Origin of the sequence: Roseovarius pelagicus, from assembly GCF_025639885.1 — a bacterium.
GTDB lineage: Bacteria > Pseudomonadota > Alphaproteobacteria > Rhodobacterales > Rhodobacteraceae > Roseovarius > Roseovarius pelagicus.
Map to the genome: position 1 here is coordinate 1,137,457 of NZ_CP106738.1, position 19,343 is coordinate 1,156,799.

Here is a 19,343-nt window from a genome sequence, read left to right on the forward strand (position 1 = left end):
ATACTGCCGCAGCATCTTGCGGAATTCCACCCTTGCCGACTGAATGATCATTCAATAGCCTGCCTCTATGTCCACCATGTATTCAGGAACCAACCATGCCTGCCAATCTGCCCAGCCATGCCCGGACAGTTATCATCGGTGGCGGCTCTATTGGCTGCAACACGGCCTACCACCTGACCAAACTCGGGCACGCGGACGTGGTCGTTCTGGAACAGGGGCAGTTGACCTCCGGCACCACCTGGCACGCCGCCGGGCTGATCGTCGCAGGGTTGTTGAAGTCAGAGTCCGAATGCGAAATCTATACTCATGGGCGTGACCTCTATGCCCGTCTGGAACAGGAAACCGGCCTGCCAACCGGCTTTCGCGATGTTGGTTACCTTCAGATCGCCACCAACGACGAGCGTACACACGAGATGCGCCGCGCAGCGCCGTTCATGCGGCGATACGGCATCAATTGCTACGAAGTGTCACCGCGCGAGGCGCAGGATCTCTTTCCCGTCGGCGATCTTAACAACGTAAAATCCGCATTCTACATCCCCGAAGATGGCCGTGCGAACCCGGTTGATGTGACCATGTCGCTGGGCAAGGGCGCGCGTATGGGGGGCGCGCAGATATTCGAGGGTGTCCGCGTGACAGAGATTACCGCCAAGAACGGCACCGCCACTGGCATCTGCACGCAGGACGGTCAGGCGATCACCTGCGAAAACATCGTGATCTGCGGCGGCATGTGGTCACGACAATTGGGCGCAAAGGCCGGCATTAACCTGCCTCTACAGGCCGCCGAACATTACTATCTGATCACCGAAGCCATCCCCGGCCTGCCCCGTGATCTGCCAGTGCTCGAAGACCCCAGCACCTACACTTACTACCGCGAGGAAATGGGCGGGATGATGCTGGGCCTGTTCGAGCCGGGTGCCGCCGCGTGGAAGCTGGACGGCATTCCCGACGATTTCCAGTTCGGCGAGATTGAACCGGACTGGGACCGTGTCACCCCCGATCTGGAAAAGGCCTATAGCCGCGTCCCAGATATGATGACCCATGGTGTGAAAAAGCTCTTTTGCGGACCAGAGAGTTTTACCCCGGATCTGGCTCCGCTGGTTGGCCCGACGCCGGAGTTGCGCAACGCATGGGTTGCCTGCGGCATGAACTCGCTCGGCATCCTAAACGGTGCGGGCACTGGCATGGTTCTGGCGCACTGGATCGTCGATGGCCTGCCGCCCGTCGATGTGACGGGCATCAACGTCAACCGCTTTGGCAAATCCGAAGCAACACCTGCGTTTCGCCGTGACCGCACACCAGAGCAGCTGGGTATGCTCTTTGGTCAACATTGGCCGGATGAATCACCAAAGACCGCGCGCAATGTCAAACGCTCGGTTCTGCATGACCGGTTGGCTGCGGCGGGGGCCTATTTCGCCGAAGGACACGGTTGGGAAATGCCGGACTGGTTCGCGCCGACACCCGGTCAGGCCAAGATCGAAAATCATAGCTGGTTCCGTCAACATTGGTGGGACTGGCACGCCGGAGAACACCGCGCCGCGCGCGAAGACGTGATCGTTATGGATATGAGCACCATGTCGTGCTTTGCCGTCGAAGGTCCGCATGCCTGCGCGCTGCTGTCCCGCCTCAGTTGCAACGAGGTCGATGTGGCACCGGGTCGGGTCGTCTATACCGCGTGGGTCAACGAAGCCGGCGGGTTCGAGGCGGACCTGACTGTGACGCGGTTGACCCGAGACAAATTCATGGTCGTGGTCGGTGAAAACAGCCACGGCCACACCGAAATGCGTCTGCGCCGCCATATCGCGGAGGATGAATTTGTTGTCATAACCGATGTCACTGCCGCGCGTTCGCAGATCAACGTGCACGGCCCTAAATCGCGCGAACTTCTCAGCCGCGTATCGGGCGCGGACCTCGGTAACGATGCATTTCCCTTTATGACTGCGCGCGAGATCGACGTCGGCTATGCTGTTGTGCTGGCCATGCGCGTCACCTTTGTGGGCGAGTTGGGATGGGAATTGCACGTCCCTGCGACGCAAGCAGTGCAAACCTATGATCTGATCACTGACGCAGGCCATGATTTGGGCCTGCGCAATGCCGGCATGCAAACGCTGAATTCCCTACGGCTAGAGAAAGCATATCGCGATTTTGGGTTGGATGTGGACAACACAGACAACCCGATCGAGGCTGGATTGGGCTTTGCCGTCAAACTGGACAAGCCCGGCGGCTTTATCGGGCGCGATGCGCTGGCCGCGATCAAGGCGCGCGGTGTCCCGCACGCCCGGATGCTGCAATTCCTGCTGCGCGATCCCGAGCCGTTACTATATGGCAACGAGTTGATTTATCTGGATGGCCGTGAAGTCGGCTACATTCAGGTTGGCGGCTACGGACACACGCTGGGCGGCGCGGTGGGGCTGGGCTTTGCCGAATTGGACGCTCCCCTGACCGCCGCGCGGGTCGAGGCAGGCCACTGGCAGATCGACATTGCCGGACAGCGATACGCGGCGACGGCGTCGCTCAGACCTCTTTATGATCCGGACATGACAAAGATCAAAGTGTAACAGCGCATGGCGCTCTGTCGCCATGCAGGCCAGTCGTAGGGGCTGGACATCAGCCGCGCCGGTTTTCTTCCTTGTAGGGCGGCAATTGCTGCCAGCGCGGCACGTCACGCCCCATCCGGTCCAACAGCTTTTCCAACAGATCACGCTCTTGAACGCTCAGCGAAGCGGTCAGATGTGTCTCGGCCTCGACGAACCACGTCATCACGGCGTCGTATTGCGCCCGCCCTGCTGGCTCCAGAAACAGCAGCTTGCGCCGCCCATCGCGGGTATCCCCCCGTCGGCTGATCATCCCCTTGGCCAGCAGAGATGACACCGCGCGGCTGATCGTGTTCGAGGGTTGTTCAGTTACCTCGCATACATCGCTGGAACTCAACCCCTCGCGATAAACCAGACAGATCAGCACTGTCCATTCAGGCCGTATCAACCCGTACTCGCGCTCCATGCGGCGCAGCAACGGCTCGCGCATGAAGTTGGTCAGAAAAGCCATGCGATAGCCGATGGGGATCGCTGTCTCGCCCAAGATATCAATCAGTTTCATGGTTTCTCCCAGATGTCAGGTTCGACTATGCCTTAAATTAGCTCCATATGGAAATAATTTTGTTCCATTCGGAGCTAATTTGATTTACGGTCATTGCCGACAGGGGAGAGTCACAATGCCAGCCGGAACGGGGATGAAATCACTGGGCGACACAATGCTGAACGCATTGGCCGTGCTTGTGATTGCACTGATGCTCTGCGTGGTTCTTCAAGTTGCGTGCAGCTTTTTTGACATAAACCCACTGATATCGTTTGAAAACCGCGTTGGCTTTTTCGGCAAGGGGATCACTCTGAATTCACTACTTGATCTGCAATGGCATCTCTTTGCGCTGATCTGCCTCGTGCCGTCTGGCGCCGTCCTGATCCGTGACACCCACGTACGCGTGGATTTCCTCTATGATCGTCTTGGGCCAAATGCACGCCGTGGCATCGACGGGGTTGGCCACGTGGTCTTTGCCCTGCCCTTCTTTGTCATGGCTCTGCCTGCAGCGTGGGATTTCGCAATGCGCGCCTATCGTTCCGGCGAAGGCTCGCGCAATGGTGGGCTGGATGATCTGTGGATCATCAAGCTGGTGCTGCCCGTTGGCCTTGGCCTCTTGGCTGTCGCAATCGTGTGGGAAACCGGACGCTTGATCCGGGGAAACCGCGCAACATGACCGAATTTGCCCTGCCTATGGCGATGGCTGCCCTGACGATGCTGGGTATTGTTCTGGGCTACCGCGTGGCATTGGTACTGGCGGGCACCGCCGCGCTCTTTATCCTCGTGTCAGATCTGCCGACCGCCTTTTTCAAGCTCATTGTCAGCCGGATCTACGCCAATGTCCTGTCAAACTGGCTCTTTGTGGCGATCCCAATGTTCATTTTCATGGGATTGATCTTGGAAAAATCCGGCGTTGCGGAACGCTCTCTCAAAGGTGCTCAGCGGGCACTGGGCGGCACCCCTGCCGGTATGGGAATTTCAGTTCTGGTCGTCGGTTTGTTGCTCGCTGCGTCATCCGGGGTCGTGGGCGCATCTGTGGTGCTGCTGTCGCTGCTGGCGCTGCCCCGGATGCAGGAGGCCGGGTTCGACACGCCGACCAGCGCCGGTCTGGTTGCCGCCTCGGGCACCATGTCAATCCTTGTGCCCCCGTCTGTGATGCTGATCGTGCTGGGCGACCAATTGCAAACATCCGTGCCTGCGATGTTCGCAGGGGCCATCGGGCCGGGGCTATTGCTGGTCGCGCTGTACGGTGCCTACGTTCTGTGGCGCGCACGAGGTCTGCCCCGGCAACCGACGGCATCGGATGGGCGCAACGGTATCGCCGCGTTGCTGATCGACGTCGCGCCATTGGTGGTTTTGATCATCTGTGTACTCGGCTCGATCATCGGCGGGCTGGCGACCCCAACCGAGGCAAGCGGGCTGGGCGCATTCGGCGCGGTCATCGTCACGCTGATTTACCGCCGGTTCAGCCTGTCCATGTTGATGGACGCGGCCCGCGACACTGTCACGACGACCGCAATGGTCGCTCTGGTGATCATCGGCGCGACTTGTTTTGCTGCCGTTTTTCGCGGCGTCGGTGGAGATGAAATGATCCAGTCGGGTCTGGGTAGCTTCGGCACCAGCCCCTGGGCGGTGATGGCCGTGGTGATGGCGGCGATTTTCATACTCGGGTTCTTCCTCGACTGGCTGGAGATCACTCTGATCCTGATCCCGATCTTTGCGCCTGTCATCGCCGGACTAGACTTTGGCAATGGGCTGGCGGGGCAGGATCTGTTGATCTGGTTCGGCATCCTGGTTGCGGTAAACCTACAAACCTCATTCCTGACGCCACCTTTTGGATTTGCACTGTTTTATGTGCGGGGCGCCGTCGGCGACCGCGTCAGCACGGGTCAGATTTATCGCGGTGTACTGCCCTTTATCGGGCTGCAACTGTTGGCCATGGGCCTGCTGATGGCCATGCCCGGCCTGATCATCGGATTTTGACGAATAAACACCAAATGGGAGGATACCACATGATCAAGACGACAATCGCGGCACTCGCCGCCTGCACACTTGCGCTGCCCGTTACGGCAGAAAGCTATAACCTGCAAAGCGCATTTGGCAAAACGCTCCCGGTGCTAGGCGCGGCAGCAGACCGTTTCGTGGCCAATGTCGCCGCGCTGACCGATGGCGCGGTAGAGTTCAAGCATCTGGGCGCAGGAGAGTTGTCTCCTGCGTTCGAGATTTTCGACAATGTCAGCGTCGGAGCTATCGACGCTGCGTGGTCATTTGCCGCCTATGCCAGCGGCAAGGAACCGGCCGCAGCCCTCTTTGGCTCTGTGCCCTTTGGCGGTGAACCATTGCAATATATCTCTTGGCTGAACCACGGCGGCGGTCTGGAGCTATGGCGCGAGATCTATGCCCCTTATGATCTGGTGCCGATGGCCTGTGGTGTAATCCTGTCAGAGGCTGGAGGCTGGTACACCAAAGCCATCGAAACTCCGGCGGACCTGCAAGGACTGAACATCCGCATCGGTGGTCTGGGTGGCGATATTCTGTCCAAACTGGGCGCGAACGCCATGTCCCTGCCCGTGGGCGAGATTTCAACATCGCTGGAAACCGGACGTCTGGACGCGACCGAGCTCAGCTTTCCTCTGGTGGACAAGCTGCTGGGCTTCGACAAGGTTGCCAAGAATTACTATTTTCCCGGCTGGCACCAACCTGCGGGCTTTATCGAGTTCTATATGAACAAGGGTAAATGGGACGCGCTAACCGATGCCCAGCGTACCGCGATCGAAGTCGGATGCAACGATATCAACCTCTACACGCTGGGCGTGGCCGCTGGGGCACAGAGCGAAATCCTGCAAGAGTTTCGCGACAACGGCGTGAACGTTGCACGGTTCCCCGACAGCGTCGTGGACGCCCTGCGTAACGCCGCCGACGAGGTCTACGCCGAAAAATCCGCAGAGGACGAGATGTTCAAGCGGGTGATCGACAGCTATCGCGCCTATGGCGAGAAGTACCGCGAATATCAGGCGCTGGTTGCGCTAGACTGACCGGACGTCGGGTGATGGCATATATCTTGCGCGATTTTGGCAGCTATACGGTGGGCGGGCACGTCCATCGTGTGACGCAAGGCACGACGCGCGAGGTGAATTTCACCCGAAGCGCCAGCTATACTTATGACCCGCGCGGTAGTTTTCGCGTGGGTCAAACCTACGTTCAATATTTCATCCCTGAGCGGATGCGCGACGCGCCACCCATGGTACTGGTCCACGGCGGCGGCATGCATGGCAGCACATGGGAGACGACACCCGATGGTCGCCCGGGCTGGCTACATTTGTTGCTGGGTCGTGGTTATGCGGTGCACGTAGTTGATCTGGTTGAACGCGGGCGTTCCGGCTTTGCCGCTGGTATTTGGAACGAGGCGCCGATCCTGCGATCCGCCGAGGAAGCGTGGAGCCTGTTTCGTATCGGTGCACCAGAAGGCTATAGCCAGCGTCGCGCGCATGATGCGCAACAATTTCCGGTAGACCATTTCGATACATTTTGTTCCCAGATGGTGCCGCGCTGGTTAAACACCTCAGACCTGCAAGTGGCGGGTGTTGTCGCGGTGCTGGATCGGTTGAAGTGCGCAACCTTGGTTTGTCACAGTCAGGGCGGAGAAATCTGCCTCGACGCAACTCGCGAACGCCCCGACCTCGTTGCCGGTATCCTTGCGGTCGAACCCTCCGCGCTGCCCGATGCGGCGCTGCCCTGCCCGATTGCCCTGCTTGCAGGGGACTATCTTAATACGGCACCACACTGGGTCCAACGTCGCAAAGACTGGCAGCGATCCATTCGGCAGATCACAGAAACCGGCCGGGTGGCGCATTACATTGATACGGCAACAGAGGTAGCGCCCGGCGGCAGTCATATGCTGATGATGGACCAGCATGGGCCAGAATGTCTGGAGGCAGGGTTAGCGCGCTTGGCGTTGGTCTGACACCATTGCTGCGCTCTCGTTGTCAGAGCGGCATGTCGATCACGCGTCTTGCTGCACCGCAATCTCGCGATCCGCCTCGGGTACGTCGAACGTCGCCCAAGTTTCATCCTGCGGTGGCTTCGGCGGCGTTTCGCACGATCCGCGATGGATGTTAACCTTGCCCAGAAAATTGGCCGAGATCGGGGCGGTGACAAACAAGAATGCCATGATCAATATCTGATGCGCCGATCCGTGGTCGGTCACGTAAGCGTTGATAATGGAGGCCAGCAACAAGGCGCCCACCCCCATCGTGCCAACCTTGGTCGGAGCGTGCAGGCGGGTCATCGAGTCATTGAACCTGAGCAGGCCGATCACCCCCACCAACATGAAGAACGCACCTATCAGTAGACAAATTCCAATGGCGAACATTGCCAGCGTTTCAATCGTCATTCGATGATATCCCCCCGCAACACGAACCGCGCATAGGCGACAGTGGAAACAAAACCCAGCATCGCGATGATCAGGGCCACCTCGAAATAGATCGACGTCCCCTGCGAAATACCCAGCAGTACGATCAACCCAATCGCATTCACCACCATCGTATCCAATGCCAGAATACGGTCCCCGGTGCTGGGTCCGATCACCAGCCGGATCATCGACAGGATTTGAGCCACCGCGACCGACACGAACGCGATGATCAGCGCCACGTTCATAAAATCCGCTGCAACGCTCATACGAAAATCTCCTTCAGACGACGCTCGTAACGCTGTTTGATCTCGTCCCGCACCCCGTCCGGATCATCCGTATCCAGCGTATGCACCAGCAGGCTGTGCCCATCGCTGGACAGGTCGGTGGACACCGTGCCGGGCGTTAGCGTTATCGTGCCCGCCAAAACCGTGATTGCCTCGGGCTGACGCAGGTCCAACGGTACCACGACCCAGGCCGGGCGCAGTTTCGAATTGGGGCGCGTCAGTACGATCCAGGCGACCTGAACATTGGCGATCAAGATATCCCATATCACCAGCACCATATAGGACATCATCCGCCCGACCCGTATCTTCGTCGGTCTGTCTGGCCACCAGCCGACCGTGAACCTCGGAATGATAATTCCAAGGATGAAGCCAAAGACCACCATTCCCGCAGACACATCGTTTTGCAGCAGCGTCCAGACCGCCGTCAGAAGCAGCGTCAGCAATGGGTGCGGAAAGAGCCAGCGAAATGCGCGTATCATGTTCAGTGCCCTTCCTCAGCGTTTGTATGGCCGTCATCATGGGCGGCGTCGGTGCCATGACTGCTCTCGTCGCCCTGCCCGTCCTCCGCGTTCGGTACCTTGGCGGGCTTTGGTCTGGTCAGCTTGCCAGGTGTATTGACCACTTTGGAAATATAAGGACCGGGAGCAAAGAGTTGGGCCGACGTACGGCTCATGTATTCATGCGCCTTGCCCGCAAAAACCGTGTACAGCACCAACAGCCCCAACAGACCACCCACCGCAACATAGGACAGGCCCGAAGGATGCGGCGCTGGCTCTACTCCTTCGGCATATGGAACGCTCTCGGCTTTCCAGAAGAGCGTGCTGCCTGCTCGGGCAAAACCAACCAGACTGATCAGGCTGGCGCCAAGTACGATTGCCCAAACCCAGACCACGGACTCCGTTCCGAACGACGCGTCGAGAATTAACAGCTTGCCGACGAAACCCGACAGCGGCGGCACGCCAACCATCGCAATACCCGCAACAAAGAACATCGCCGCCGTCAGTGCCGCACCAGACACGGGCGGCTGCGCCCGCAGGTCAAGATTGTCACGTCCCGCGCGCACCAGATCAGTTATCAGGAACAGCGCACCAGCCGCCAAGGTCGAATGCACTATATAGTATAGCGCCGCCGCAATCCCCGCTTGGGTAAACAGTGATATGGCAACCATCACCATACCCATGGACCCGATGACGGCAAACGCCACGAGCCTGTCCAGCTTGCGCGCTGCCAGCACGCCGATCATCCCGATCGCCAGCGATACCAGCGCCGCAGGCAGCAACAATGCGCCATGCAGGTCCGCCGTCACAGCCAGATCAGGAGGGAAGACAATAGTGTAGACGCGGATGATCGCATAGGCACCCACTTTGGTCATGATCGCAAAGAGCGCCGCCACTGGTGCTGGCGCTTCGGCATAGCTTGATGGCAACCAGAAATGCAGCGGCACCACCGCCGCCTTGATGGCAAAGACCAGTAACAATAGCACCGCCGCAATGCGGATACCGGCCGTCGAGTCCGCCCCGATCATTTGCGCACGCTCTGCCAGATCGGCCATGTTGAGCGTGCCTGTCTCGGCGTAGATCGACCCGAGCGCAAACAGAAACAGCGTAGAGCCAAGAAGGTTAAACAGCACATACTGCACCCCTGCGCGCAGCCGTACATTGCCGCCCGCATGGATCATCAGGCCATAAGAGGCAATCAGCAGCACTTCGAAAAATACAAAGAGGTTGAACAGGTCGCCGGTCAGGAACGCCCCCATGATCCCCATCAACTGAAACTGATAGAGCGCATGGAAATGTCGACCCCGATTGTCCCAACCCGATCCGATGGCGTAGAGCAGCACAAAGAGCGCCAGCACCGCCGTCAATAGCACCATCAGCGTCGACAGTCTGTCAGCGACAAGCACAATGCCAAAAGGCGCGGCCCAATCGCTCAGCTGATAGAGTGTGATCGTTCCGTCAGAAGCTTGCCATGCCAGCCCGGCAGCGATCACGATCAGGGACATCACGCCCGCGACGGACACCGCACGCTGGATACCGATATGATACCGTGCAGCCAGCACGATGAACGGGGCAAGAATGGCAGGCAGGACGACAGGCAGAATAATCCAATGACTCATGCCCGATCCCCCTGCACAGACGTGCCGGAAGTATCATCCTCATCGATGTCATCCACATGATCGTCGTCCGACCCCAGATAGGCCCCCAGCGCGATCATCACGATTACCGCCGTCATCCCAAAAGAGATCACGATCGCGGTCAGTACCAGTGCCTGCGGCAGCGGATCGGTATAGGTCTCGACCCCTTTTTGCAGGATCGGCGGCGCGCCGACGGTCAACCGACCCGAGGCAAAGAGAAAGACGTTTACCGCGTAAGTCAGCAGCGACATGCCCATAATCACCGGGAATGTGCGCAGACGCAGTACCAGATACAGCCCGGCGGCTGTCAGAATGCCGATGGCAGAAGCGACGAGAAGTTCCATGTTACCCCTCCCCCCTTGCAGCGGGTTCTGCGCTCGCGGTTGATTCGTCGCGGGACGGGTCAATATCCATAGCATGCTCGCTCTCAGTCATTTGCGCACGCCGCGCGAGGCGCGAAAAGCTTTCGAGCGACAGCATTACCGCGCCCACAACTGCCAGAAACACTCCCAGATCAAACAGCGCGGCAGTTGCCAACTCGAACTCCTCAAAAGGTGGGATACGGACATAGGTGAAGTCCGATGTCAGGAAGGGTTTATCGACGAACCATGATCCCATTCCTGTCAACCCAGCGATCAGCACACCCGATCCGATGATGCCATGATATGGGTAATGCTGTCGCGCCGACGCCCAGCTGAATCCACTCGCCATATATTGCATCACCACGGCAATGGACACGATCAGCCCGGCAATGAACCCGCCGCCCGGTTCGTTGTGACCCCGCAGGAAGATGTAGAATCCGACCATCAGAACCACCGGCATGATTACGCGGGTCAACACCACCATCATCGTCGGATGCATATCACCTGCGCGCGCCTGATCCGGTTTGCGGTTCAGCAAACGCGCCCGGACCGGCCCGGCCAGCAGCGTTTCGGTCAGCGCATAGATCAGCAGTGCCGCGATCCCCAGCACGATGATCTCGCCATACGTGTCAAACCCCCGGAAGTCGACAAGGATCACATTGACGACATTGGTGCCTCCGCCGCCCTTATAGGAATTGGCAAGATGGAATTCGGAAATCGGCGTCGATACGGCATCCCGCAACAGATAGTGATAGGCCAGCCCCATCGCGCCCAGCCCACCCGCTATCGCCACCGCACCGTCGCGGGTCCGCCGCAACAGGCTGCTCTCGACCGGTGTGCGGTTGGGCAGGAAATTCAGCGCCAGCAGCAGCAGGATAATTGTTACCACCTCGACTGTGATTTGGGTCATCGCCAGATCCGGCGCGCTGAGGAATACAAAGCCGATCGACACCATCAATCCGACGATGGCGATCAGGATGAGCGCCAACAATCGGTTGCGGTGCAGAAACACCATACCGACTGTTGCCGACACCAGCATGAGCCAACCTGCAATTGGTACAGCGCCCGGCGATTGCAAAGTCCGCGTCGGTGCGCTCACGGTGCCGGTGCTCCACGCATAATAGCCCGCTGCCAGCACGGTCACTGCCATAATGGCGCCGTAGCGCGTGAAGGCGCCGTCATGCAGGGGTCGGACCACGCCACGTGCGACCCAAACTGAACCCGCGATAATCCGGTCGAAAATGATTTTTGCCTCGGGGCGCGGGGCCGCGTTCCAGCCGCGCAAAAGCGGGGTGAACAGCGCCAAAACGATCAAACCGCCGCCCACCGCGACAATCGACATGTATAGGGGCGTCGTCAGTCCATGCCAGATTTTCAGATGCGCCGTGGGCATTGGTAGGGCATTGCCCAACACGGCACCGGTCACCAGCTTGACGAATGGCTCTGCCAGAAACGGTGCCACACCGATGACGACGACCAATACGACCAGAATCGCAGGCGGCAGCCACATGCCCGATCCCGGATCATGCGGATGCGACGGGTAATCGTCGCGCTTGGGGCCCAGAAACGTGTGGCTGATAAAGCGAAAACAGTAAGCCGCGGAAAAGAGCGAGCCGACAGTCGCCATCACTGGCACCAGCCACCACGTCCCATAAAGGGTCGTATGCACTGCTTCTTCGAGCATCATCTCCTTGCTCAGAAATCCGTTCAGCAACGGGATACCCGCCATCGACAGCGCCGCCAGCGTGGCGATCACGAATGTCACCGGCATCAGGTGCCGTAGCCCTCCCAGACGTCGGATATCGCGGGTATGTGCCTCGTGGTCGATGATACCAGCCGACATAAATAGCGCGGCCTTGAACGTCGCATGGTTAAGGATATGGAACACCGCCGCCATCGCACCGAATGCTGTACCTGTGCCGAGCAGCATGGTGATCAGCCCCAGATGTGACACCGTCGAGAACGCCAGCAGCGCCTTCAGGTCATGCTTGAAGAGGGCAATTACCGCGCCCAGCACCATGGTGATCAGCCCGGCGGTCGTCACGATCATCACCCATTCTGGCGTGCCGGACAGCACCGGCCACATGCGGGCCATCAGGAAAATACCCGCCTTGACCATCGTGGCAGAGTGTAGATAGGCACTGACCGGCGTAGGCGCGGCCATCGCATGCGGCAGCCAGAAATGGAACGGAAATTGCGCCGATTTGGTGAAACACCCCATCAGGATCAACAACAACGCGGGTATATAGAGCGGATCGGCCTGAATCATGTCACGGTTCTGCAAGATGACGCTCAGATCGTAACTGCCGACAATCTGACCAAGGATCAACATTCCCCCGATCATCGCCAGCCCACCCATTCCGGTTACAGCCAGCGCCATGCGTGCGCCCTGACGCCCTTCCGGCAGATGTTTCCAATAGCCGATCAGCAAAAAGGACGAGAGCGATGTCAGTTCCCAGAAAACTAATAATAGCAATATGTTATCGCTAAGAACAATACCAACCATCGCCCCCTGAAAGAGCAGGAGGTAGGTAAAGAATTCGCCCATGTTGTCATCGCGCGACAGGTAGAAGCGACCATAGGTGATGATCAACAGGCCAATGCCAAGGATCAGGAACGCAAAGAAAAATCCGAGCGCATCCAACATCAGCGTGAAATTGAGCCCAAGCGTTGGCAGCCAGTCCACCCGCGCCGTGATGACGTCACCCGCAAAGATCGCGGGGACATGTGACATAAGCCCGACAAAAGCCAGCAACGACACCATGAAGGTCACACCTGCGCAGGCCTGCCTGCCCGCTGAATTCATCAATCCTGGGAGCAATGCGCCCAGAAAGGGCAAGGCGACGATTAGGAAGAGGGACAACGCGATCTCCTGATCAAGGGGCCAATGGGTTCCACAATTTGTGTTCTAAACTCGGGGCAGGCTCAAGCGAAACCCGGAAAAACCGTCATAATACCGTTGGGAACGCAATTAAAGTCCGGTTTTCAGCGTTGCCAGCCGGGCGATCACATCAATTCTGTGGACCCGGTGCCATTTACAAGACATCGGGCCGGGGGCATCGCGCGGGACTTCAGGATATTCCCGGCCAGCAGACACCGTTGCCGAGATATGTGTCAGGGATGTACCGTGCCCTCGAAACGCTCGGGTGACAGAGCGCGCAGCAAATCCGGCCCCACCGACGGTTCACCGCGCAGCAGGCCCGCAGCGATCTGCGACAGTGCCGGGGCTGTCTGCACTCCATACCCGCCCTGTCCGGCGAGCCAGAAGAATCCCTCGGCGCGACGATCGAGCCCGACGACGGGCGTGGCATCCGGTGCAAACGTGCGCAGCCCGGCCCAGGACCGTTCAACCCGCGTCACGGGGACCGTGACTGCGCATTCGTAGCGGTGCAGTCCTTCGGCCAGCACCATGTCATCGGGCCAGGCGTCGTGCGGCTCCACCGCGTCGGCATCAGCGGGGCTGACCATCAAGCGGCCGGCGTCGGGTTTTGCGTACCACGTTTCGGCGACCGACCCGAAGAGCGGCCATCGTTCGGTCTCATATCCGTCCGGTGCGGGCAGGAGTGCGGCAGAGCGGCGTTTTGGTGTCAGCGTGATCGGGACCGCCCCTGCCAGCTGCCCCATTTGCCCGGCCCATGCCCCGGCAGCATTGATCACAATCGGCGCCGTATGAACATCACTGCCCGCCGTTACCTGCCATAGCCCGCCTGAGCGGGTCAGCCCCGTCACCGGTGCGTCAGTCACGACCCGCCCACCGCGTGATCGCAATAGACGTGCGTAGCCTTGCAGCATGCGGTCTACGTCGATCCCTTGCGCGTCGTTTTCATAAATCGCGGCGGTGATCCGATCTTCGCGCAGGATAGGCACCAAAGCCACCGCCTCTGCAGCGGTTAACCGATCCAGCCCCTCCGCCCCGGCAGCGTAGGATTCGAGCGCGCCCATCTCGGCTTCGGAGGCCAACAGCAATTCGCCGCGGGGCGACAAGAGTGTTTCATCCGCGATACCGGCAGGATTTTCCAACACCGGCACCGCCAGTGCGTTGAGCGCGCGCAAAGTTGCGTTGCCATAGTTACGGATAAAAATCGCTGCCGAACGCCCGGTTGAATGGTATCCTAGGTGCGGCTCTGCCTCTAACAACAGAACCGATGCATCTGCGGCGATCTCAGCCCCCGCGCTGGTCCCGGCAATCCCGCCGCCGATGATGATAACATCTGCAGAACTCATAGTGCACCGTACCCTTCTAGTGTGCGCGTCAGATTCGCCCCCAACGTGTCCGATATATATCCCCCTTCCTGAACAAAGAGCACCGGCAACCCGGTTTTGGCGAAGGTATCGCCAATCCGGGCAAACCCGTCCTGCGTCACCGCAAATCCCTGAAACGGATCGTCAATCGAGGCATCCAACCCCAGCGCAACCACAATCACATCCGCGCCAAAGCTGTCGACGCAAGCCAACGACGCATCCAGCGCGCGCAAGAATGCATTGTCATCGGTGCCGCGTGGCAATGGCAGGTTCAGGTTAGCGCCCAGCCCGGCGCCTTCTCCGCGTTCTTGCGCGTGCCCCCAGAAAAACGGGTAGAAACGGACGGGATCGGCATGGATCGACACCGTTAGAACATCCCCGCGCGTATAAAAGATACCTTGGGTGCCATTGCCGTGATGCACGTCCACATCAACAATCGCAGGGCGCAACCCAGCGGCGCGCAGGCGCTCTGCCGCGATGGCGGAATTATTCAGGAAACAGAATCCGCCCGCCAGATCCGCAAAGGCATGATGCCCCGGTGGGCGCGACAGAACATAGGTCGCACGCGTGCCACGAGCGATGCAATCAGCCCCCGCCACTGCGCTTTGTGCCGACCAATAGGCCGCATCCCATGTGCCCGCCGCGATCGGGCAGGCCGTATCAGCCTGATGATACCCGGCCTGCCCCACAGCTGATCTTGGGTAGCCATCGGAGCGGTTCGCCGGGTGGATGTTGGGGATTACCTCCGGGCCAGCACCCTCGATCCGCAGCCAGCGGGTGTGGATATTGCGTAAAAACGTCAGATATTCCGCCGTATGAACAGCCGCGATAGGGCCAAGCCCGGCATCATTCGGCGCGTCAAAGTCGCAACCGGCATCTACGGCTGCCGCGCGCAGTATCTCGATTCGGCGAGGCTGTTCAGGGTTTGGCGAAAATGCACCATTGGCCATGAAATTCTGCGGATCATGCGCCCATTGCCGGTCATCAAAAAACGCTTTCATACATCGCCTCCCAGTGCCGTGCATCCGGTCGCGTCCAGATGCATTTCTGTACTTCCCTCAGCCGGACCAAACCCCAGCCGCTCGTAGAACCGTCGCGCTGCGGGGCTGGTGTCATAGACCGTCAGCTTCATCCAGCGCGCATCCCATTCCGATCGTGCATCGTCCATGACCGCGCGCAATATGTCCTGCCCCAGCCCCGTGCCGCGATGGTCGGTCAGGACCCATAGATCAGATACATATGCGACGACACACCCCCGCGAGGTCGAAAAAAGCGGCGAATAGACCGCCACGCCAGCGAGTGTCGTACCCACCTCGGCCAAAATCGCGCGAAACGCCGGATGCGTGCCTTCGATCGCCCGCATCAGGTCTGCGACCTCCGAGCGATGACAATCCCCCAACTCAGCCGATAGCGCGGCCAGCGCGGTATTCAGTTGCGCCGCATCGTCGCGCCCAGCAATTCGAAAATGCACATCCGTCATATCGCCGTCTTGCCTGCACCCTTCAGTGCCAGCATCGCCCGCGCCTCTGCGGGGGTCGCCGGATGGCGTCCCGTCTGCTCAACGAGACCGCGCACCTTATCCACCAGCTCTGCGTTAGAACGTGCCAGTTGCCCCTTGGCAAGGCTCAGATTATCCTCCAGTCCGACCCGCACATGCCCGCCCATTTCGGCGGCGGTCTGCGCCATCGGCATCTGATGTCGACCCGCCGCAAGAACAGAGAACATGTAATCACCGCCTAACAGCTTGTCCGCCATGTGCTTCATGTGGCGCAGGTTATCGGCATCTGCCCCCATCCCACCCAACACGCCAAAAACGAATTGCAGAAACACCGGCCCTTCGACCAGCCCGCGATCCATGAAGTGACGCAGCATGTGCAGGTGGCTCACGTCATAGCACTCGAACTCGAACCGCGCGCCGCGCGCCTGCCCCAGATCGGTCAGGATACGGGTTATGTCGCGCGGCGTGTTCTTGAACACCAGATCATCTGAGTTTTCCAGAAATGGCTTCTCCCAGTCGAAACGCCATTCTCCCTTGCGGGCCGCCATTGGATAAAGCGCGAAATTCATGCTGCCCATGTTCAGGCTGCACATCTCTGGTGCGGCCATCAGCGGGGCCGCCAGCCGGTCGTCCAGGCTCATCACCGCACTGCCGCCGGTGGTCATGTTGATCACCGCATCCGTGCCCGCCTTGATACGTGGCAGGAAGGCGCGCCAATGGTCAACGTCGGCAGAGGGTCGGCCATTGGCGGGGTCGCGCGCATGCAGATGCAGGATGGCCGCCCCCGCTTGGGCCGCAGCGATGGATTGCTCTGCAATCTGGTCGGCAGTGTAGGGCAGATGGGGCGACATCGAGGGCGTATGGATCGAGCCGGTGATCGCACAGGTAATGATCGCGACGGACATCAGGCCATCTCCTTTAGCGCGGGCAGTTCAGCAGTGAACTGCTGCAAGGACTGGTCTAGAACTTCGATGATTTCGTCTAGATGCGTATTCGTCACCGTCAGGGGTGGACAGACCAGAATGTGATCTCCTTCTACTCCGTCCCGCGTCCGCCGCGCGTAAACGATCAGGCCTTTTTCATAGGCAATCTCGACAAAGCGAAGATAGGCGTCGTACTCCTTGGGCAGCGGTCGCTTGCTCACCCGGTCTGCCATGAATTCGAAGGCCAGCAACAGGCCCTTGCCCCGTACGTCGCCGATGATCTCGTGACGCTCCATCAATCCATCAAGGCGGGCACGCAACCGGTCCCCCATGCGCGCGGCATTCTTGATCAGGCCCAGCCGGTCAATCTCCTCCAGCACTGCATGGCCAGCGGCACAGGCCAGCGGATTGCCCGCATAGGTGAACCCATGCGCAAACCCACCTGCATCCAGCACCGGATCGACGATGGCATCACTGGCGACGATGGCCCCCAGCGGCGCGTAACCGGCGGCAAAACCCTTGGACAGGACGACAATATCCGGCGTGACACCCCAGTGGTCCGCCCCCAGAAAGGCCCCGGTACGGCCCGCACCGGTCATCACCTCATCCATGATCAGGATGATGTCGTGCCGGTCACATATCTGGCGGATACGTTTCATATAGCCTGTCGGCGGCACCAGCGCGCCGGTGGATGCGCCGCCGACAGGCTCCATCAGGAAGGCCAGGACGCTGGCTGCCCCTTCGCGGGCGATGCAATCCTCCAGCATGTCGGCATAGTGATCACCCGTCGCCGGATCAGTCGGGTCCAACCCGTCGAGATAGGCGCGTGGCGCAGGGATTTTCGGCATCTCCCGCATCATCGGGGCAAAGGGTTGGGTGAGCGTTGCGTAGCCCGTCACCGCCAGCGCGCCCAAGGTGCAGCCGTGATAGGACGGGCTGCGCGAAATCACTTTCCAGCGCTGCTCTCTGCCTGTCGCGATAGCATGCTGGCGTGCCAGCTTCATCGCACTTTCCACCGCCTCTGATCCGCCGGAAACAAAAAACACCTTGTTCAGACCGACCGGCGTCTTTTCCACTGTTCTCGCCGCCAATCTCTCTGACGCTTCGGTTTCAAAGTGCAGGCGATACCCGAAGGTTGATTTTTCCATCTGACGGCGCATCGCTTCCAGCACGGCCTCGTTGGAGTGGCCGATATTGCAAACCATCGCGCCGCTCGATCCGTCGAGATATCGCTTACCGCCCTCGTCCCACATATAGACGCCGCGCGCCTGCGCCAGCACCGGTTTGCGCGTGCGACCCTGATAGAATAGATGGCTCATTGTACCGCCAGTGCCGACCCGTCTCTGGGGCGGAACGCGACTATGGCTGCGCTGCCTTGGGAAAACGGGTGATCGTCGATCATGTTGAGCGCCTGTAGTTGCGTATCCCCGACCCGCACGAAATAGCGCACAGTCTGGCCCTGATAATCTACGGTTTCGACCGTGGCAGGCGCAGTAATCATCCCTTCAGGTGCCTTGCCCTCTTTCATCACTTGCAATTTTTCCGCGCGCAGCACCAGCTTGGCCGGGCCTGGGCCGCTGAGGCGGACGGATTTCGCAGGCGGTAATGGCACGTCACCGAATAGAGCCGTGTCCAGTAACGCACCACCTGCCTCTAGCGCGCGGCAATCGGCGTCAAGCACGTTGGACGCGCCGAGGAAGTTGGCGACGAACTCGCTCGCCGGGTTGTTGTAAACCTCTTCGGGTGCGCCGACCTGCTCTATACGGCCCGCGCTCATCACCACGATATGATCGGACATCGCCAGCGCCTCGGACTGGTCGTGGGTGACAAACACCGTGGTCACGCCGATCTGGTCCTGAATGCGTTTCAACTCTACCCGCATATCTTCGCGCAGGTTGGCGTCCAGCGCACTAAGCGGTTCGTCCAGCAGCAGAACATCAGGCTCGATCACGATCGCGCGCGCCAAAGCGATCCGCTGTTGTTGCCCGCCCGACAGTTCTTTTGGGTAACGGTGGCCCACATCGGGCAGTTGCACCAGTTCCAACGCCGCCTGCACCTTGCCCGGTATCTCGCTGGCGGGGACATCGCGGTATTTGAGGCCAAAAGCGATATTATCCGCCACCGTCTTGTGCGGGAACAATGCATAATTCTGGAACACAATCCCAAGGTTGCGTTTATGAATTGGCACGTCGTTGACGCGCCGCCCCCCGATCAGGATTTCACCCTCGCTGGGGTCAAGCAACCCTGCGATCATCCGCAGGTTGGTGGTTTTGCCGCAGCCCGACGGGCCAAGAAGCGTGACAAACGCGCCTTCGGGAATTTCCAGATTCGCCTTGTGCACAGCAGTAAAACTGCCAAAGCGTTTGACGATATTGTTAAGGCTGACGGAACTCATGGCGGCAGTATCCTGTTCGGAT

General features: G+C 59.6%; 18 protein-coding genes. 5 read left to right on the forward strand and 13 right to left on the reverse strand.

Going from position 1 to position 19,343, the window contains the following annotated elements:
- Positions 1-95 precede the first annotated feature (95 nt).
- On the forward strand, positions 96-2,555 hold the full coding sequence (locus N7U68_RS06550; protein ID WP_263048623.1) for a GcvT family protein: 2,460 nt from the start codon (positions 96-98) through the stop codon (positions 2,553-2,555).
- A 49-nt stretch (positions 2,556-2,604) separates the two neighbouring features.
- Here N7U68_RS06550 and N7U68_RS06555 read toward each other — a convergent pair whose 3' ends face one another.
- Positions 2,605-3,093: a MarR family winged helix-turn-helix transcriptional regulator gene (locus N7U68_RS06555; protein ID WP_263048624.1), complete on the reverse strand. Its 489-nt coding sequence runs from the start codon at positions 3,091-3,093 to the stop codon at positions 2,605-2,607.
- Positions 3,094-3,208: 115 nt separating this feature from the next.
- Here N7U68_RS06555 and N7U68_RS06560 point away from each other — a divergent pair, with 115 nt between their 5' ends.
- The 4 genes from N7U68_RS06560 to N7U68_RS06575 are packed head-to-tail and all read left to right on the forward strand — an operon-like array spanning position 3,209 to position 7,036.
- On the forward strand, positions 3,209-3,748 hold the full coding sequence (locus N7U68_RS06560; RefSeq protein ID WP_263048625.1) for a TRAP transporter small permease subunit: 540 nt from the start codon (positions 3,209-3,211) through the stop codon (positions 3,746-3,748).
- Positions 3,745-5,055, forward strand: coding sequence for a TRAP transporter large permease (locus tag N7U68_RS06565; RefSeq protein ID WP_263048626.1), 1,311 nt, complete (start codon positions 3,745-3,747; stop codon positions 5,053-5,055). The genes N7U68_RS06560 and N7U68_RS06565 overlap by 4 nt, the downstream gene beginning before the upstream one ends.
- A 29-nt stretch (positions 5,056-5,084) precedes the next feature.
- On the forward strand, positions 5,085-6,107 hold the full coding sequence (locus N7U68_RS06570) for a TRAP transporter substrate-binding protein (RefSeq protein WP_263048627.1): 1,023 nt from the start codon (positions 5,085-5,087) through the stop codon (positions 6,105-6,107).
- A gap of 14 nt (positions 6,108-6,121) precedes the next feature.
- On the forward strand, positions 6,122-7,036 hold the full coding sequence (locus tag N7U68_RS06575) for an alpha/beta fold hydrolase (RefSeq protein ID WP_263048628.1): 915 nt from the start codon (positions 6,122-6,124) through the stop codon (positions 7,034-7,036).
- A 39-nt stretch (positions 7,037-7,075) separates the two neighbouring features.
- Here N7U68_RS06575 and mnhG read toward each other — a convergent pair whose 3' ends face one another.
- The 12 genes from mnhG to N7U68_RS06635 form a co-directional block, all read right to left on the reverse strand.
- Positions 7,076-7,465, reverse strand: a complete 390-nt coding sequence (gene mnhG, locus N7U68_RS06580) for a monovalent cation/H(+) antiporter subunit G (RefSeq protein WP_165197120.1) — start codon at positions 7,463-7,465, stop codon at positions 7,076-7,078.
- Positions 7,462-7,749, reverse strand: coding sequence for a K+/H+ antiporter subunit F (locus N7U68_RS06585; RefSeq protein ID WP_165197118.1), 288 nt, complete (start codon positions 7,747-7,749; stop codon positions 7,462-7,464). The genes mnhG and N7U68_RS06585 overlap by 4 nt, the downstream gene beginning before the upstream one ends.
- On the reverse strand, positions 7,746-8,246 hold the full coding sequence (locus N7U68_RS06590; RefSeq protein WP_263048629.1) for a Na+/H+ antiporter subunit E: 501 nt from the start codon (positions 8,244-8,246) through the stop codon (positions 7,746-7,748). Before N7U68_RS06590 ends, N7U68_RS06585 begins: the two co-directional genes overlap by 4 nt.
- Before the next feature lie 2 nt (positions 8,247-8,248).
- The gene (locus tag N7U68_RS06595) at positions 8,249-9,883 is read right to left on the reverse strand and encodes a monovalent cation/H+ antiporter subunit D (protein ID WP_263048630.1); all 1,635 of its coding nucleotides are present in this window, start codon (positions 9,881-9,883) and stop codon (positions 8,249-8,251) included.
- Positions 9,880-10,245, reverse strand: a complete 366-nt coding sequence (locus N7U68_RS06600) for a Na+/H+ antiporter subunit C (RefSeq protein WP_263048631.1) — start codon at positions 10,243-10,245, stop codon at positions 9,880-9,882. Before N7U68_RS06600 ends, N7U68_RS06595 begins: the two co-directional genes overlap by 4 nt.
- A 1-nt stretch (position 10,246) precedes the next feature.
- Complete coding sequence (locus N7U68_RS06605) at positions 10,247-13,126, reverse strand: monovalent cation/H+ antiporter subunit A (protein WP_263048632.1); 2,880 nt, start codon at positions 13,124-13,126, stop codon at positions 10,247-10,249.
- A 251-nt stretch (positions 13,127-13,377) separates the two neighbouring features.
- Complete coding sequence (locus N7U68_RS06610; protein WP_263048633.1) at positions 13,378-14,487, reverse strand: NAD(P)/FAD-dependent oxidoreductase; 1,110 nt, start codon at positions 14,485-14,487, stop codon at positions 13,378-13,380.
- A complete protein-coding gene (locus N7U68_RS06615; RefSeq protein WP_263048634.1) occupies positions 14,484-15,506 on the reverse strand; it encodes a histone deacetylase family protein in 1,023 nt (340 codons plus the stop codon). Before N7U68_RS06615 ends, N7U68_RS06610 begins: the two co-directional genes overlap by 4 nt.
- A complete protein-coding gene (locus tag N7U68_RS06620) occupies positions 15,503-15,985 on the reverse strand; it encodes a GNAT family N-acetyltransferase (protein WP_263048635.1) in 483 nt (160 codons plus the stop codon). The genes N7U68_RS06615 and N7U68_RS06620 overlap by 4 nt, the downstream gene beginning before the upstream one ends.
- Positions 15,982-16,908 carry a 3,5-dioxohexanoate:acetyl-CoA acetone transferase gene (gene kce, locus N7U68_RS06625; RefSeq protein ID WP_263048636.1) on the reverse strand — a complete coding sequence of 309 codons (927 nt, stop codon included), beginning with the start codon at positions 16,906-16,908 and terminating at the stop codon, positions 15,982-15,984. Before kce ends, N7U68_RS06620 begins: the two co-directional genes overlap by 4 nt.
- Positions 16,908-18,245, reverse strand: coding sequence for an aminotransferase family protein (locus N7U68_RS06630; RefSeq protein WP_263048637.1), 1,338 nt, complete (start codon positions 18,243-18,245; stop codon positions 16,908-16,910). Before N7U68_RS06630 ends, kce begins: the two co-directional genes overlap by 1 nt.
- Entirely contained in the window at positions 18,242-19,321 is a 1,080-nt protein-coding gene (locus N7U68_RS06635) for an ABC transporter ATP-binding protein (RefSeq protein ID WP_263048638.1), read from the reverse strand. Before N7U68_RS06635 ends, N7U68_RS06630 begins: the two co-directional genes overlap by 4 nt.
- Between the last annotated feature and the right edge of the window lie 22 nt (positions 19,322-19,343).

Bases quoted from the DNA above. Each gene is read 5' to 3' on its own strand.
- N7U68_RS06550 (WP_263048623.1), top strand. From the start codon at position 96: ATGCCTGCCAATCTGCCCAGCCATGCCCGGACAGTTATCATCGGTGGC.
- N7U68_RS06555 (WP_263048624.1), bottom strand. From the start codon at position 3,093: ATGAAACTGATTGATATCTTGGGCGAGACAGCGATCCCCATCGGCTAT.
- N7U68_RS06560 (WP_263048625.1), top strand. From the start codon at position 3,209: ATGCCAGCCGGAACGGGGATGAAATCACTGGGCGACACAATGCTGAAC.
- N7U68_RS06565 (WP_263048626.1), top strand. From the start codon at position 3,745: ATGACCGAATTTGCCCTGCCTATGGCGATGGCTGCCCTGACGATGCTG.
- N7U68_RS06570 (WP_263048627.1), top strand. From the start codon at position 5,085: ATGATCAAGACGACAATCGCGGCACTCGCCGCCTGCACACTTGCGCTG.
- N7U68_RS06575 (WP_263048628.1), top strand. From the start codon at position 6,122: ATGGCATATATCTTGCGCGATTTTGGCAGCTATACGGTGGGCGGGCAC.
- mnhG (WP_165197120.1), bottom strand. From the start codon at position 7,465: ATGACGATTGAAACGCTGGCAATGTTCGCCATTGGAATTTGTCTACTG.
- N7U68_RS06585 (WP_165197118.1), bottom strand. From the start codon at position 7,749: ATGAGCGTTGCAGCGGATTTTATGAACGTGGCGCTGATCATCGCGTTC.
- N7U68_RS06590 (WP_263048629.1), bottom strand. From the start codon at position 8,246: ATGATACGCGCATTTCGCTGGCTCTTTCCGCACCCATTGCTGACGCTG.
- N7U68_RS06595 (WP_263048630.1), bottom strand. From the start codon at position 9,883: ATGAGTCATTGGATTATTCTGCCTGTCGTCCTGCCTGCCATTCTTGCC.
- N7U68_RS06600 (WP_263048631.1), bottom strand. From the start codon at position 10,245: ATGGAACTTCTCGTCGCTTCTGCCATCGGCATTCTGACAGCCGCCGGG.
- N7U68_RS06610 (WP_263048633.1), bottom strand. From the start codon at position 14,487: ATGAGTTCTGCAGATGTTATCATCATCGGCGGCGGGATTGCCGGGACC.
- N7U68_RS06615 (WP_263048634.1), bottom strand. From the start codon at position 15,506: ATGAAAGCGTTTTTTGATGACCGGCAATGGGCGCATGATCCGCAGAAT.
- N7U68_RS06620 (WP_263048635.1), bottom strand. From the start codon at position 15,985: ATGACGGATGTGCATTTTCGAATTGCTGGGCGCGACGATGCGGCGCAA.
- kce (WP_263048636.1), bottom strand. From the start codon at position 16,908: ATGTCCGTCGCGATCATTACCTGTGCGATCACCGGCTCGATCCATACG.
- N7U68_RS06630 (WP_263048637.1), bottom strand. From the start codon at position 18,245: ATGAGCCATCTATTCTATCAGGGTCGCACGCGCAAACCGGTGCTGGCG.
- N7U68_RS06635 (WP_263048638.1), bottom strand. From the start codon at position 19,321: ATGAGTTCCGTCAGCCTTAACAATATCGTCAAACGCTTTGGCAGTTTT.